The sequence below is a fragment of the Sivoneniella epilithica UHCC 1019 genome (assembly GCF_040830845.1).
In the GTDB taxonomy this organism is placed as follows: Bacteria; Cyanobacteriota; Cyanobacteriia; order Leptolyngbyales; family Leptolyngbyaceae; genus ULC077BIN1.
Genome location: NZ_JBFPDP010000031.1, coordinates 45,041 through 60,171, shown reverse-complemented (window position 1 = coordinate 60,171; position 15,131 = coordinate 45,041). Strand labels below are relative to the sequence as shown.

At 50.2% G+C, this 15,131-nt stretch carries 12 protein-coding genes; all 12 read left to right on the top strand.

What is annotated here, in order from left to right; translation table 11 throughout:
* Positions 1 to 285 precede the first annotated feature (285 nt).
* Complete coding sequence (locus AB3R30_RS17750; protein WP_458650542.1) at positions 286 to 516, top strand: hypothetical protein; 231 nt, start codon at positions 286 to 288, stop codon at positions 514 to 516.
* Positions 517 to 524: 8 nt separating this feature from the next.
* Entirely contained in the window at positions 525 to 1,400 is an 876-nt protein-coding gene (locus tag AB3R30_RS17745) for a DNA adenine methylase (protein WP_458650541.1), read from the top strand.
* A complete protein-coding gene (locus AB3R30_RS17740; protein WP_458650540.1) occupies positions 1,343 to 2,476 on the top strand; it encodes a hypothetical protein in 1,134 nt (377 codons plus the stop codon). The genes AB3R30_RS17745 and AB3R30_RS17740 overlap by 58 nt, the downstream gene beginning before the upstream one ends.
* Before the next feature lie 276 nt (positions 2,477 to 2,752).
* Positions 2,753 to 2,968: a hypothetical protein gene (locus AB3R30_RS17735; RefSeq protein WP_458650539.1), complete on the top strand. Its 216-nt coding sequence runs from the start codon at positions 2,753 to 2,755 to the stop codon at positions 2,966 to 2,968.
* A gap of 135 nt (positions 2,969 to 3,103) precedes the next feature.
* Positions 3,104 to 3,574, top strand: coding sequence for a GPW/gp25 family protein (locus tag AB3R30_RS17730; RefSeq protein WP_458650538.1), 471 nt, complete (start codon positions 3,104 to 3,106; stop codon positions 3,572 to 3,574).
* Positions 3,575 to 3,659: 85 nt separating this feature from the next.
* A complete protein-coding gene (locus AB3R30_RS17725) occupies positions 3,660 to 5,885 on the top strand; it encodes a putative baseplate assembly protein (RefSeq protein WP_458650537.1) in 2,226 nt (741 codons plus the stop codon).
* An 89-nt stretch (positions 5,886 to 5,974) separates the two neighbouring features.
* Complete coding sequence (locus tag AB3R30_RS17720) at positions 5,975 to 7,012, top strand: phage tail protein (RefSeq protein ID WP_458650536.1); 1,038 nt, start codon at positions 5,975 to 5,977, stop codon at positions 7,010 to 7,012.
* A gap of 2 nt (positions 7,013 to 7,014) precedes the next feature.
* Positions 7,015 to 8,358, top strand: coding sequence for a hypothetical protein (locus tag AB3R30_RS17715; protein ID WP_458650535.1), 1,344 nt, complete (start codon positions 7,015 to 7,017; stop codon positions 8,356 to 8,358).
* A gap of 89 nt (positions 8,359 to 8,447) precedes the next feature.
* On the top strand, positions 8,448 to 10,022 hold the full coding sequence (locus AB3R30_RS17710; RefSeq protein WP_458650534.1) for a c-type heme family protein: 1,575 nt from the start codon (positions 8,448 to 8,450) through the stop codon (positions 10,020 to 10,022).
* 19 nt (positions 10,023 to 10,041) lie between these two features.
* Complete coding sequence (locus AB3R30_RS17705; protein ID WP_458650533.1) at positions 10,042 to 10,233, top strand: hypothetical protein; 192 nt, start codon at positions 10,042 to 10,044, stop codon at positions 10,231 to 10,233.
* 157 nt (positions 10,234 to 10,390) lie between these two features.
* Positions 10,391 to 12,520, top strand: coding sequence for a WD40 repeat domain-containing protein (locus AB3R30_RS17700; RefSeq protein WP_458650532.1), 2,130 nt, complete (start codon positions 10,391 to 10,393; stop codon positions 12,518 to 12,520).
* Positions 12,521 to 12,560: 40 nt separating this feature from the next.
* Positions 12,561 to 15,116 carry a COG1470 family protein gene (locus AB3R30_RS17695; RefSeq protein ID WP_458650531.1) on the top strand — a complete coding sequence of 852 codons (2,556 nt, stop codon included), beginning with the start codon at positions 12,561 to 12,563 and terminating at the stop codon, positions 15,114 to 15,116.
* Positions 15,117 to 15,131: the final 15 nt, after the last annotated feature.

Sequence of the window (15,131 nt, the reverse complement as noted above, 5' to 3'; positions counted from 1 at the left end):
AGTTTTGTCTGTGCGCTGTGCTTATCTCAATGGTCAACTCGAATTTTGATTGTTTTTACCACTTTGAGATGCTCCCCTTTAGAAGTCCATTCAATTGGTCACCCCTGAGTACTTCTAACTGAGCAAGTTGTTGCTGAATTGCTGCGATCGATGATTTCTTAAACACAAGAATTCTCCTGTTTTCAAATAATATTTTGTGGCACCTGAATTTGGCTGTACCGCTAACTATGCCATTCGGTTTTAGCGTCATAGTACTCTAGCACTTTAGTACAAATAAACTAAAATTTGTTTGTTGTTTATAAAGCTATAAAAAATAGATCGCGTCCCCAATCTCCAGATGCGCCCTTAACTACCTATCCATCAAGCACGTCTTCATCCACAGATTCACCAGGCACCTATCAGCCAAGTCAGTATCAGCCTTCTGTTTTAGAGTTGGCTCAGTGGGGAAATTTTCGGGCGATCGCTGCCTTAACAGTGTTAGTTCGTGTATACTGCCTAGCCAGAGCTAAACAGTGAGAAAGCAAATGGGCAAGGTTATTGCTTTTGGATGGTATGGGGGCAAATTTAACCACCTCAATTGGCTGCTGCCTTTGTTGCCAGAATCAACCCACTACTGTGAGCCTTTTGCAGGATCTGCGGCTGTTCTGCTCAATCGAGAACCTGCCCCCGTTGAAACTTACAATGACATTGATGGAGAAGTTGTCAACTTTTTTCGAGTTCTGCGTGATAGTCAAGAAGACCTGATTCGGGCGATCGGACTAACACCTTTTTCTAGGGAAGAACTTAGAATTGCAGTTGAAGAACCCATTGAAAAACTCTCGGAATTAGAAAGAGCGCGTCGTTTCTTTGTTCGTGCCCGTCAAGTGAGAACAGGTCTTGCCCAAACAGCGAGTGCTGGAAGATGGGCACACTGTAAATTGACTAGCCGAGCAGGGATGGCAGGAGCCGTTTCTCGTTGGCTTGGCAGTGTTGAAGGACTCTCGGAAATTGTACAAAGACTTTTACGGGTTCAAATTGAAAATGCGAACGCGATCGAAGTAATTCAGCGATTCGATAGCGAAGAGACGTTATTCTATTGCGATCCTCCCTATCCTCATGAGTCACGGGGCGATAGTCATGCCTATGGGTATGAAATGACTGACAACGATCACCGAGAGCTTGCTGAAGTGCTGGCTAGCCTCAAAGGTAAGGTTGCGTTGTCTGGCTATCGGTGTGACTTATTAGATCAGCTTTACAAGGACTGGAATTGTACCGCATCTCCATCAAAACAATGTCTCTCAGTTAAGCAACCCCGCACCGAGATACTTTGGACTAATTATGATGTTCCACAGAACATAGGCGAATGGCAGAACCAATTGAAATCCTCAACGCCGCTCTTCGATACGCTAACGCAAATTTAGAAGAGTCACTTATTGACAATCAGCAAGCTAGAGAATATGCCAGTTATATTGCCCTTAATCTCAAGAATCGCGCAGGAATACGCTTTTTGATGGCTTGTTTGTTGGCAAAACTGCATTGCCCTGATGTCGATATCAGAAAACCATATACGGAAATTGGTGATACCGACGCTTTTTCAGGTAGGGCTTATGATGAACGCTACATTACAAGGTTTATCAATGAAAACAATTTGCCATGCAACAGCACAACTGCTTTTCTCACACCTGCGCTACGCAACCGAAACACAACGCTAACTAAAGATATAAATCTCGTCGGTAAGCCACCGCAGTTGTATCAAGCCGTTCTTAATCTACTGGATGATGTTTACTGGAGTCGTATCGCAGCCGATGTTCTTCTTGCTGAAATAGTCAGATTGCTTTTGGTTGATAGAAATGAACGACAGCAGCGGATTGAGGCGTTAGTTACAACGCTGAATACCACCGAAGATTCTGTGCCTTTGTCTTCAGAGGATATTGTCAACTTGATTGGGAAGCACATGAGCCTCAAGGGAACGAGCCGTCTTTCTGTTCTTGTTGTAGCCGCTGCTTATCAATCTGCGGAAGAGTTTCTTGGGGAAAAAGTTCTTACGCTTAGGGCACACAATGCCGCTGACATCCAAACAGGTGCGTTGGGGGATGTTGAAATTACTCTGATTGCAGACGAGGAAATTATCACCAGTTATGAGATGAAAAATAAGCGAGTTACTCGTGAAGATGTAGATCGCGCCCTACAGAAATTGCTTTTAAGCAGCAGACGAGTCAATAATTACATCTTCATTACAACTGAGCCAATAGATGAGGAAATTCAGGATTATGCCCGATCTTTGTATTATGAAACGGTCGGTATTGAGTTCGTTATTCTAGACTGTATTGGTTTCATTCGGCATTTTTTACACTTATTTCATCGGCTGAGGAGCCGATTTCTTGAGGCTTATCAAGCCCTGGTTTTATCAGAACCTCAAAGTGCTGTGAGCCAGCCAGTCAAAGAGGCTTTTTTAGCAATGAGGCAAGCAGCAGAGACGGGAATGGAAGAAGAGTAAACTAACAAGCGCCCTCTACACTACTTTTCTGTTTTTAAGATTCGTTGCGAATTTAGTTGGCGTTCTTGGGAAAAATGCGCCGTTTTGGAAAGCATCGGCTACGCTAGTCTGCGTGAATCCATGTAACGGTTTGAGTCGCAAAAGCAATGCGGTATTCTAGAAATTATCTGTTCGATGGACTCAGCGATCGCCGCTCAATGCCTAGCTCTGGTTGAGTTGAGCCTGGTTTCAATTCCTGCATCAGTTTGCGTTTGTACATTGGGTTGTTGAGACGAAATGGCATATTCAAGTACATTTTCATCAAGCACGTCTCTATTGAATCGCTTTGCGTTGGCAGGATTCATCTTTTGCTACTGGCTGATGTACTTAGATGCAACGGGGCATCAGGTTGAACAACCGACGATCGCGGCAACGCCAGCCCAACCGACAACCGAAGAAGCACAAGCTGCAACACCTGCGATCGCGTCAGTAATCGAGTTTTACAAGTTCTAAAGCAATTAGTAGAAATAGTGAGTAGCTAGAGGCATAAGTTTAGCTTTGCCTCAGTCTTCAATTCTTTTCCTGATCTTCAAAAGTTTCATTAAATATTCCAACTTGTCTAAGGTTATGGGTTAAAACAAGGATTTAGTGGCAGCTTTTACGCTGATATCTGGGTTCGTTGACCTCATCCTCAAGGAAGATATTTTTTCCATGCCAGAAGGAATACAAAATCAAGCGCATTTAGGTCAAGGATGGGCATTTCCATTACGGGTAACAGTGCAAGGCGGGGTACAAATCAGCGCCACCACTCGCAACATCGAAGAATCAATTCAAATTATTCTGCGAACACAACTTGGGGAGCGGGTCTATCGTCCTGATTTTGGGTCGCGGTTGGCAGAGTTAGCGTTTGCACCAATGAATACCCAAACCTTGCTGCTGTTACGCCTGCATACTCAAGAAGCCTTAGAAAAGTGGGAACCTCGGATTGTGCTGGATGATGTGCGCGCCGATCCCGATCCGGTACGCGGTCGAGTGGATATTACGATCGCCTACCATCCCAGAGACAGCCACGAAACCCGCAGTTTAGTTTATCCCTTCTACTTGCAGCCCGTGAGTTAGAAAGTTTTGAGTTTTGAGTTTTGAGTTTTGAGTTCGCCAATCGTCATTTGCCTCTTGCCTCTCGCCCCTTATCCTCTCGCCTCTAATGGACTTTGATTTTTTACCGAAGTTGCCAAAATCCGATCTAGACGATCGCACTTTTAAGGATTTGGTAGACGAGTGCATTCTACGGATTCCGCGCTATTGCCCAGAGTGGACGAATTATAACCCCGGCGATCCGGGGATCACACTGGTGGAGCTATTTGCCTGGTTGACCGATCAAATGTTGATGCGGTTCAATCAGGTGCCCCGACGGAACTTTGTCGTGTTTTTGGAAATGTTGGGGGTGCAGCTACAGGCGGCGGCGGCGGCGCGAACTGAACTGACGTTTTACCTGAGTGCAGAGCTACCCCAAGCCTATCAAATTGCGGCTGGAACGGAAGTCGCCACGATTCGGACTGAGACGGAGGAGGCGATCGTTTTTAGCACGGATCAGCCGCTCGTAATTGGCAAACCGCGCATTACCCAATTTCTCACCGCAGACCGGGTGGAAACAGTGCCGCAAATGCTGCGCGATCGCCTGACTCACCTGTGGACTCAGCAAGCCGATGGCAGTTGGGAAGGGAGAGAACAGTCTATTTTTGCCGAACTTCCCCAACCCGGAAACTGTTTTTATTTAGTGCTTGACCCGGAGCAACCGATCGAGGGAAACGTGCTGGCGCTGAAACTGCGGGGCGAAGCAGCAACCTCCACAGGCATTAACCCCGATCATCCGCCGCGCCGTTGGGAAGCATGGAATGGGGAAGGGTGGCAATCGGTATTACTGCAAGAAATAGATGACAGCACACGGGGCTTTAGTTTCGACGATATGGGGCAACCCGCCCTGAACCCCGTTCAAGAAGCGGATGTGGTGTTGCATTTACCGCTCCAGTTTCCGGCGACCTACTTTGCCACCTATCAAGGGCGCTGGTTGCGCTGTGTGTATACGCCGCCGGACGGGTTGCAATCTGGCTATAACCGATCGCCGCAACTGGTGGGGTTTTCCATTCGGGCGATCGGTGGCACCGTCACCGCCAGCCAATGCACCCTGATTTACGATGAACTGATTGGTAAGAGCGACGGCACACCCGGACAAACCTTTGAACTACAAAGCCGCTCGATTTTACCGCGCCAACCCGGAGAACACTTGCTGGTGATGCCGCCCAATGGGTTACCGGAATTATGGCAAGAAGTCACCGATTTTGCCGATTCGGGCGCTCATGATCGCCATTACACGCTCGATTCTTTGACCGGAGTTATTCAGTTTGGTCCCTTAATTCGAGAGCCAGCCCAGTTGCGGGAGCAGGTGCAGTTTCGCGCTAGAACGCAGGTGAACGGCGAAAGTGCTTTACAGATCAGGGATCAAGCGATTCCCGAAGGGATCGTTTCACGAATCGCGCTGCAAAACCTAGAACGGCAGTATGGCGCAATTCCAGCCAAGGGATCACTGTTGCGGATGGCAGCCTATCGCACGGGCGGCGGACAACAGGGCAATGTGCAACGGGGAACCTTACAAATTCCCAAAACCGCAGTTCCCTATGTCGATCGCGTCACCAATCATATCGCCGCTTATAACGGTGCCGATGCGGAATCTCTGGAAGATGCGGTGATTCGGGTGCCGCGACTGCTGCGATCTCGAGATCGCGCCGTTACCCCCGAAGACTTTGAAACCCTAACGCTGCAAGGGGGCGGTGGTGCCGTCGCTCGTACCTGCTGTTTGCCCCAATCGAGCCGCAATCCCACACCAGGCGTAGTTAATCTGCTGGTGGTGCCGCAAGCCAACCTCGACGGCATCCAGCGCGGCGAAGGCATTCATCCCGATCAGTTAAGATTAACCCAACCTTTAAGAGATCAAGTGCTTGCCTATCTAGACGATCGCCGCCTATTAGGGGTACAAGTGCAGCTAAAACAACCGAATTATGTTGGAGTCGCGGTGCAAGCAGAAGTGGGGCTAGACCCAGAATATAATCATCCGCAAGCCCAACAAGTGATTCTTCGCAGTTTGCAGGTTGCCCTCTATCGGTTTCTCAATCCGCTCACCGGTGGGCTAGGCGGCAACGGGTGGACGTTCGGCTGCCCCGTCTATCCCTCCGATATCGTCAACCTGCTCCAGCAAACCGTTGGAGTCCGTTACTTAGGAGCCATCTTGCTGTTTGAACTCCACTCGCAAGGAGACACCTGGGTTCGATCGCTCTCCTCCACTGGCATTGTTGATCCCGGCTCCCTTGGGCTAATCTGCTCCTGGGCAGACAACCGCCTGAGATCTAGCCATGCAATTAGTTTAATTGGATGAGGAGAAGAGTGCTGAGTTAGGAAAGTTTTGAGTTTTGAGTTTTGAGTTCACCTCTCGTCAATCGTCTTACCCCCTTACCCCTTCCCGTAATGCCGCGCTCGACCCAAGCCATTAGTTTAATGCTCACGCCGATGCAGATTTCGGAGGCGTTGCTGACGAGTGCAGGGGCGCAGCCAGGAAGTTGGATGGGGGCAGATACAATCGCCTCTAACCTGAACTTGGTGATCCGTCCGGGGGAACCCAGCGAAATGGTGGTGCAAATCCGCAACTTGGGCGATCGCAGCCTAGAACTGACGTTGCAAGTAGAAGGAAATTTTCCCCAAGACTGGTGTCGGATTGGCACCGAGGGCACCGAAATACGCGCAGGACAGCAAACGGAAGCGGTTTTGTATTTTCAAATTCCAGCAGATTTTTTTGAACAGCATCAGGCGTTGCATTCCCAAGAAACCCTGACGCTGAACTATCAAGGACACTTTTCGGCTCATACTACAGAACATGAAACCGAGCGCAGACAGGCTGAAACGGCTGCGTTTAATCTCTACATTCGTCCCCATACGCTATATCCCAGCTTTTTGCCTGCCATCTATGGAGAAATTGATTTTGTTGGACGGTTTCTCAAAATTTTTGAACAAAGCTTTGAGCCTGCCGTACAAAGCCTGGATACCCTCTGGGCACATTTAGATCCGTTAACTGCTCCTACGGCGTTATTACCGTTTTTAGCCCATTGGGTCGGCTGGTCACTGATGCCTACCCTCAGCCTAGAGCGACAGCGCTATCTGATTCGTAATGCGATCTCGATCTATCGGTGGCGCGGCACCCGCCGGGGACTGCGCTTTTATCTGCATCTAGCAACGGGCTTGCCCCTAGATGACCATCTGCCAGAGGAAGAGAAGCACATTGGCATTACCGAATTCTTCAGCCCCGGTTTTGTGGCAGGGGCGGCGCGCATTGGGGAAGATGCGATTTTGGGGGGTGGGCGACCGTTTTATTTCACAGTCTACCTGCGCCCGGATGATGTGAGCCAGGTTGATGAAGCGCTAGTGCGCGGTGTGATCGAGCAGGAAAAACCTGCCTTTTGTACCTATGATCTGTTTGTGCAGCCGTCTACGATCGCGTTGGAGCCTTAGTCATGGTCGAACAGTCCCTTTCGCTGCCAATTGAACCGTTTCAGCGGCTTCAAGTGAATGACGGTTTGCTGCTAACCGCAGAACGCTGGCGGCTTGCCCATGAGTATCACCGCAAACGGCAAAATGTCCACTATCAATCGCTGAATCAGGCAGGAATTGTCAGCGGCTTAGGCGTTTGCTTAATTGCGGCTCCCGATGAGATTGCAACCGAGCATCGAGATGGGCGCTGGCTACAAATTCAACAGGGAGTGGCGATCGATGGCTATGGCAACCCGATTGTGGTGCCCCAAGCGATCGCCTTTCGGATTGCCTCACCCGCCCCCCTCAGTGGTTCGCTCACCATTTACATCACTCTGCGATATGTTGATCCCGATCGGCTGCAAGGACAGGGCGATCGCGACCTCGTTCAAGAAACCTTTCGGATTGATGAAACCAGCACTCTTCCTAGCCGCGATGAAGTTGAACTATGCCGAGTACAACTGATTCCGGGTGAGGTGCGCCTGCTTCCTGCTGCCGATGTACTCAACCCGATCGCCAATACCCTCGATTTGCGGTATCGCCAATGGGCGCAAGCTCGCCCCATACAGCAAGTGTGTCTGGCTCAGGTATTGACAAAGGCAGCTAGCCAAATGGATGAAACCGTAGCGTATTCCCTACAATCTCTGGTGCGATCGCTACCCGCGCAGTATCCCATCATGGAAGGCACGATGATTGCGCCGATCAATCTTGCTGTCGCTGATGCGGTGTCTTTTCCAGCAGATTTACTCTACTTCACCCGCCAGCAATTTTTGACGCTGGATGCTGCCGAAAAACAGACCTTGCAGCGCCATGTTGCCACCGGAACCGTCATCCTGATAGAAACGTCGCTAGAAGAGTCAGAAATTGCTGAATTAGGATTGATTCGGCAGCAGTTGCAAACCGCGATCGCCAGTTTTGCTCAAGAAACAAACGCCGCTCAAATGCAGCGAGATTTAGAAGTAGAGCTAGCTGCTGTGGAAGCCGCCTTGAATCGGCAAATTCAAGACCTGCTTGTGACCGTGCAAGCCATTGCTCAAGAAATCGGCATTACGACCGATTCTACGGGGACTCTAGGGCGAGATCATCCGCTGCGATCGCCCTTTCTATTTGCTCAATTTCCCAGCATTGAAGGGTATCCAGTTCACCTGTTCAATTGGGGTAGCATTGTCCTATCAATCGGGTCTTTATCCCAAGCATGGGGTTTGGATGAAGCCCTTTCTCTGACCCGCGAAACCATTCGCACCGCCCAAGAAATAGGAATTAACCTGCTGCATTTCTCCTGGAAAAGACGACAGTTGACTCAGCTACAAATGAGTGCGGAGTTCTAAGTACTGAGTGCGGGGTAAAGATTTGAGGTTGAGACCGTGACTGAGTAAAGCTTCTACCATTCAAAACTCAAAACGGTATTAAAAACGCCATGTTCAAAAAACTGAGGCTGGGTCTTAAATTTATCGTAGTGCTGGCGATCGTGTTTCTCTGCGGCATGTTTCTCAGCGGTTTATTGCTTTCTTCTGCGGCACATCGACAGGCAGAACAACAAGTTTCAACTCAGGCAACCATGTTAATGGAAATGGTGGATGCGGTTCGCTCTTATACCAACAATCAGGTACAACCCCTATTTAAGGATCGGTTGAATGATTCATCAGCTTTTATTCGTGAGTCTGTTCCGTCCTATGCTGCCAGACAATCGTTTGAATACTTACGTAAACGTCCGGGGTTTAAGGATTATTTCTACAAAGATGCGACCCTTAATCCGACCAATCCGCGCGATCTTGCCAATGCGTTTGAGGCAGACCTCGTGCAAAAATTTCGCCAAAATCCTGATTTGAAGGAGCTATCGGGGTTTCATCAAGTCGCTGGCAAAAATTTGTTTTATGTTGCTCGTCCGCTGGCAATTAAGCAACAAAGCTGCTTGCAGTGTCATAGCACGCCTAGCCGCGCCCCTAAGAGTCAAATTGCCACCTATGGATCAGAGCATGGATTTGGGTGGCAAATGAACCAGATTGTGGCAGCGCAAACGGTATACGTGACTGCTGAGGAAGTCTTTCAGAGTTACAATCAGCAGCTTTTGTTGATGATGGGAGTTTTTGCGGCGATCTTTGCAGTGGTTTTGCTATTAATTAATACCTTGTTAAACCGGATGGTGATTCAGCCAATTGTGCCCATGGCGCGGTTGACTCACAAAATTACGCATGATCAATATGGGACGGATGAAGCCGAAGCAGCCGATTTGAGGAGGTTAGACAAGGTGGCGCGGCGATCGGATGAACTCGGTCAACTCGCGGGATTGTTTCGCCAGATGACCAGTGTTATCTCCGATCGCGAACAATCCATGAAGCAACTGGTCGAAAAACTGCGCTATGAAACAGACAACGCCAAAAAAGCAATGGCAGTGGTGACCCGATCCAATGGCAATGCCAATGTGACTGATTTAATTGCGCGATCGCGGCGATCGCGGCTGCAAATCGACCCTCAACCGCAAAATCTTCATGCCCTATTGCTGTCTGTGCCGCCTTTTCAATCGTTCAGCCCTGATAAAATTGAACGCTTGATTCAGTTGGGTTATCAAATTGAATTTGCTAGCCAAGAAGTAATCTGTCGGGAAGACGAACCCGGCAACACGTTTTACATCATTCTGAGTGGCAGCGTTGAAGTGTACGTCAACACCTTGCAAAAATCCTTAAGAACCCAAACTGCTGGATCGTTCTTTGGCGAACTGTCCTTGCTATTGGGCATCCCTCGCACTGCCACCGTTCGCACGTTAGAACCCACCGTTCTGTTTGCAGTCAATCAAACCGGATTTCAAACCCTATTGCGAGAACACCCCGAACTTGCAGAAACCGTCACCCATCAGCTAAACGACTATAAAGTTGAACTAGCAGAACGCCAAGAAAGCCTCCGCAGCCACGGTTTACTGAAAGATGAAAATACCTTTAAACACAATCCGATCGCCTGGATTCGCGATCGCATTAATCAGATCTTTGGAGTATAGGACGAATGGCGAATGGCGAATGGCGAATGACGAATGGCGAATGGTGAATGACGAATGGCGGGCGTTGCTGAATCTAGATATGAAATTCGTAGGGGCAATCCCTTGTGGTTGCCCTTATCCCAGCAAGGGTAGGCACAAGGCGCTACCCCTACCAATGAAACTCATGTCTGCATTCAGCAACGCCGAATGGCGAATGCTATTCTTCATCTGATAATTTCACTGACAGTTAAGAAACGCACCGCTTACTCTCCTTTCATAACTCGCATTTCGTCACTCGTAATTTTCCCTAGTTCTCTTAATATGCAACAAATGCTTCCCGTTTTTTCCCTTTCGTCATTCGGATTTCGTCACTCGTAATTCCCCCTACTATGCTTAAAGATCTGATTCGCATTCAACTTTCAACCAAGGAAATCACCTATCAGCCGGGGGGAATTCCTGCCACTTTTGAAATAGCGGTAGTGAATCAGAGCGATCAATTTGCGTCCTTTCAGTTAGATATTCAGGCGGCGGGAGTCGAGAGTTATGGAAATCCATACTGGTATGTGGTTTCGCCAGATATTTCCACCAAAAATCCTCCGGGCGATCGCACCCAATTTTCGGTACAAATCATCGATAATCCAAAGCCCGGTTTTGTCGGCTTAATGAACCTGACTGTCCGCATTTTTTCGATGGATTTGCGGCAAGAAGAACGCCAGATTTTGCGCCTGATATTGCAACCGGGAACTGCCTATGTGCCGCTGAAGATAGCCTTGCCTGTCCGCACTTTTCAAGCCCAACCGGATGAATTGATCGAAATTCCGGTTGAGTTGGAAAACCCAGAACACTTAGTGGCAGAAGCGATCGTCCGCTGTGTCGGTATTCCGCTGAGTTGGCTCACCGAAGGCGCAGAGCGGCGCTTAAAACTCACGCCTGACGGGAAGGCAAAAACGAGTTTTCTCTGCCGGATTCCTAATTTAACTGAAGCGCCCTGCCAAACCTATGGGTTTTCGGTGGAGGCAAACCGCGTGAATGAACCGACTTCGGTTGCCAGTGGCAGTCTTTATGTGTTGCCCGTTGGTCGGGTTGAGGTGCGCTGCCCCTATCCTCAGCAGCAAATGCCGCCGCAGGGTGCCGGGTTGCCTAATTGGAAAAAAACTCAGGTCATTTATCCCCTCTACTTTACCAATCACAGTAATTTGCCGCATCAGGTGGCGATCGCGGTGCAGCCCCAAGACAACCAGGCAAAATGTCACCTTGAGATTATCCCTGACCAAGCAGAGTTGCCGATGAACCAATCGACTCAGCTTGATTTATGGGTGACGAAGCGGCGGCGTTGGGTGGGTTTTCCTCAAACGTGTTTGTTTGAAACCAAAGCAAGATTGGCTGATGCTCGATTGGATGTCCACAACGATACGCAGTTATTGCGGCTCATCTTGCATCCCGTGTTCCCTATTTGGCTGCAAGCGTTGGGGGTGCTTGGAGTGCTGTGGCTGCTGTGGTGGTTATCCTGGCTTAATCCAGCGAACCCTTACTGGGGGCATAAAGCGCCGCTAAACTCGGTGCAATTTAACGGCGTTGGTGACAAGATTATCAGTGGTGCAGATGACCAGGCAATTCTTGGCTGGCGTACTGATGGGTTTGAAAATCCTTTGATTAACGAGCATACGGGGACGATCGCCAAAACTCAGAAAGCGGTGCGGGTGGTGCGCTTTCGTCCGATTAATAATGACTTGGTGGCGGCGGGATTGGAAAATGGTGAAATTCAGCTTTGGAATGCGACTGTGGGCGATCGCGAACCGCTACATACCTTTTTAAGGCAGCCAGACGATCGCGTATTCGATCTGGCATTCACTCCCGATTCTCGGACGCTGTTTAGTGGGCACGGTAGCGGTTTGGTGGTGCAGTGGAGCCTAGACCCCAACATCGCCTCCATTCAACCGATCCAGCAACGGCAAAAACAAATGGGATTTGCCGTCAATGCCTTAAAGTTAGTGGGTGAAGCGGGCAGCCATTTAGCGATCGCTGGACGGTTCAATCAACTGGTGCTGTGGGATCTCAAAAAAGATACGGTGCGATCCATTAAATATGGAACGAGCGGTGAAGCAAACTACATTCTGAGTCTGGCGACCGCAGCCGCTCAGCCTTACTTACTCGCCAGTGCCGATAACCAGGGCACCATCAAAATTTGGAACCTGCGCGCTTGCCTCAACAGCACCCTCGATTGCCCAGTGGTCGATGAGTGGAAACTGGACAAAGCGGTTCATTCCGTCGCGTTTAGCGCAGATGGCTGTTACTTAGCCAGTGCGGGTGAGGATGGTCGCGCGATCCTTTGGAGCCTAACGACCAGCGGCGATCGCTGGGGGCAGGCGATCTCGGGTCAGGTACTTGATCAATCGAGCAAATCAATTAATTCGGTGGATGTGATTCGGTCGAAAGATGACATCCTAATAGTCACGGGTGGCGACGATACCGAAGTGAATCTCTATCGAGTGAAGCAGTCTAACTCTGACTGCCGCTAGCTTGAAGGGAATAGGCAATGGTGAGAGAGGACTGAAAAACATGGTTAGTGAACGGTATAGCCCGCTCTCGACATCTAATTCAGAACCATTCAGGCAGAATGGCACCGAGGACAGCAGCGAGATCGCGGAAAGCAGCAACCCGGCATTGGCTCCTAGCAAACCCTTGGCGGTAATTCTCAACTCCTCCGGCAAAGAAAGGGTAGTTCCTGGCTCAGTGTTTAGCTTCAGCGTCACCATTTCTAACAAAGGCACCCAGAGCGCCATCATCGACGTTTCGATTGACGATCGCTCCACTCTGTTGCAGCAATGGTGCCTATCCCTGCGAGAGCGTCTCGCGTTAGGACCCGACCAAAGTGGAGAGGTGGTTTTCCCGATTCGAGTGCCGACTAATGCCCTTCCCGGACTGTATCCCTATCTGGTAGTGGTGGATGCTCAAGAACACTACCCCGAAGACACTCCCCTTCAGTTTGCTCAGCAAATTCAGATTTTACCGGCGACCCAAGATGCCGTTCACACCAGTGATCCGACCTTTGCGTTGCAGCCCACCACGACCTCTACGCAACCCGCGATCATTCAACCCGGTGGGGCGCTACCGTTGCAGGTCATGGTGCATAACCGCAGCGATCGCGTGGATCGGTTTCGCCTACTTTGCACCGATTTGCCTCGCGCCTGGTTTTTCATCACCTATCCCCAAGGGGTGCAAGGCTCCGGCTTAGTGGTGAATTCCGATAGCCTCAACCTGAATCCGGGGGAGCAAAGCCTAATTTCCTTCGTAATCACGCCGCCCCTCGATGCCCTAGCCGGAACATACATTCCCACCCTGCGGCTCTATTCCGAAAATAGTCCTGAACTGGTGCTGCTAGATTTAGTCTATCTACAGGTGCCGCCCACCTATCTGCTTCAGGCAGAACTTCGTACCATTATTAGTCGAGTCCGACGACAAGCAGGGTTGTATCAGGTGCGGCTGAACAATATCGGCAACACGCGGCGGGATGTGTTCCTACGAATCAATAATCTAGATGAAGATGATCTTTGCACCTATACCCTGGAGCATACCCAGGTGCAGGTTGCTCCAAAAGCAGCAGTGGGGATACAGGTGCAGGTGCAGCCCAAAAAATGGTGGCGACGACCAATTTTTGGCGGCGGACGGGTACTGAATTTTAGTGTTGACCTGGAAGATTCTCGGCAGTTGCCGCTGACGGTGGATAACCTGCCCGGTTTTTTGCTCTGGGAAGCACGCCCGTGGTGGCAGTTTTTGCCGCTGTTGCTGCTGGGCATTTTAGGGTTGCTGGCGATCGCCTATTTGCTCTGGTGGCTGTTGTTTCGAGTGCCGCCGTTGCCGAAAGTCGCCCAGTTTTTTTCAGAAGAGGCGTCCTACGCTGCGATCAACGGCGATGCGGTGCGGTTAGGCTGGCAAATTAGCCAACCCGATCGCCTAGAGTCGCTCAAAATTACGGGGCTATCACCCGAAGGCGCAGTTCTGACTCGTCCAGAAGTGTATGACTTTAGCCAGGGAATCCCCTCGGTCTTGCAACCCTTGTGTACTCAAACACCCGTTAGCTTGGACTGCCGCAATGTTCGCACCAGCGCTCGGAAGCCGGGAACCTATCAGTTTGAGATGGTGATGTCGTCTAAACCGGGACGGGGGGAACTGTCTGAAACTGTCAAAACCAATCCTGTGACGATCGCTGCCATTCCCCAACCCCAAATCCTGAGCTTGACTTCTACTCAGCCTGTTTATCAAGAAATTAGTCAAGTGGGCGATCGGGCTGCCAATCCAGCCACCCGACCTAAACCAGCGGAGATTCGGCTGAATTGGGCGATCGCCAATCCCAACCAATTGCAATCATTGCAACTGACTGGACGCACTCCGGAAGGCGCGATCGTCCGTCCTGCCAGACAATATGACTTTAGCCAAGGAGTGCCTGCTTCCCTCAAAGAATTTTGTGTGTTGCAAGAGCAGTTGATTTGCCAAAACCTACCCACCAATGCCCGTTTGCCTGGAGACTATTTGTTTGAACTGGTTGCAAGTCCTAAAAATACGCTCAACGTCAAACCTGCTGCGAGAAAAACTGACCTAATCAAAATTCTGCCCAAGCCTTCCCGCATCCTGGAGTTTAAACTCAATGGCAAAAATGCTGCGGCGAAATATGTAATTCCGATTTTGCCCAATCAACCCTTGCCTAGATTGCTACTCTCCTGGCAAGTGGACGGGAGCGCTGGCACGAAAGTGGAGCTACTTCCGGCACCGGGTAGTGTGCCCCTTGTCGCCAGCATTCCGCTGATTCTCAGCCCTAAACCGGGCAGCGTTACGGTGATGCTGCAAGTGACCAGCCCCGCCGGACAGCAAGTGATGCGCGCCGTCACTTTAGAAACAGTTGACCCCACAGACCCTGCTGCTGCAACCGCCGCCGCAGTCGCCAAGGCGATCGCTGAGTCCCAAAAACAAGCGGGTCAAAAATCGGGCACACCTGGACAACCAGCATCGCCCGGTGGCGCTGCCGGACTCGGCGTTCCTGGATTGACGACTCCAGCTACGTCTGCGCCGGGTCGGTTATCGCCAGTTGAACTGCCACCCCAGTTCGATCGCCGCTAGCAGGTCAGCTTTTGG